The following is an 848-nucleotide window of genomic DNA, read 5'->3' as shown; positions in this document are numbered from 1 at the left end:
TTCGGACCAACTTTGAAGTGAGCTTATGAAGCGTATCGTGGCGGATACATGATATCCGGTAGTGTAATCGAGCTATTTTTCGTTTTAGCTTTTCTCGATTTTTAGAACCTTTTTGTGCCCGTGAAAACGCCTGTTGAAGTCTTCGCAATTTTTTTTGCAACTTTTTATAAGGCTTAGAGCCTTCGATCATTTCGCCATTGGAAAATGTCGCCAGATTCTTAATGCCGAGGTCTACACCGGCAACTGCTTGGTTTTCGCATGTTGCCGGTGTAATATCCATTTCGACACAGATACTGACAAACCACTTATCCGCTGTTCGAGAGACTGTTGCATTCAGTATTTTTCCAAAATTACAAAAGGTTTCCTTCAACCTTACCCACCCAAGTTTTGGAACGTGTATTCGGTCTTCCTCCATCTTGAATTTATCATTGGCAATGTAAAAGCTGTCTTTATCCGCCCCTTTCTTTTTAAAATTCGGGCGTTTTTTAGTACCTTTTAAAAAATCTTTAAATGCCTTCTGTAAATTGCTGAATGGTTGACTATTAGCATCCCTCAATACGTCAAAGACCCAGGGGAACTGTTCTTTTTTGATTGCATTAAACGCCTTTTTCAACGCCGGCCCCGATGGATTCAAGCCTTCTTCATATTGACGATTCCATTCAGCAAGTGCCCAATTCCAGGTGAATCGAGCCGTACCACAAGCGCGAATAAAATACCCCCGCTGTACATTGGTAGGATCGAGTTCTATTTTATGAGCCAATTGGATTATCATTACTCGGACGCCTCAATCATTGTTTTGATCTTTTTTTTATATTTACGAAGCCCGTACAATCTACAACTGAATGTAT

General features: G+C 40.6%; 1 protein-coding gene. It reads right to left on the bottom strand.

Annotated elements, in window-relative coordinates; translation table 11 throughout:
* Positions 1-772: RNA-guided endonuclease InsQ/TnpB family protein (locus HXW94_RS18810; RefSeq protein WP_178368418.1), on the bottom strand; the 772-nt coding region annotated here is incomplete at its 3' end.
* Positions 773-848: the final 76 nt, after the last annotated feature.

The organism is Desulfobacter latus (genome assembly GCF_013389365.1).
In the GTDB taxonomy this organism is placed as follows: Bacteria; Desulfobacterota; Desulfobacteria; order Desulfobacterales; family Desulfobacteraceae; genus Desulfobacter; species Desulfobacter latus.
The sequence above is the reverse complement of the archived record's forward strand: the minus strand, read 5'-3'. Positions and strand labels throughout refer to the sequence as shown.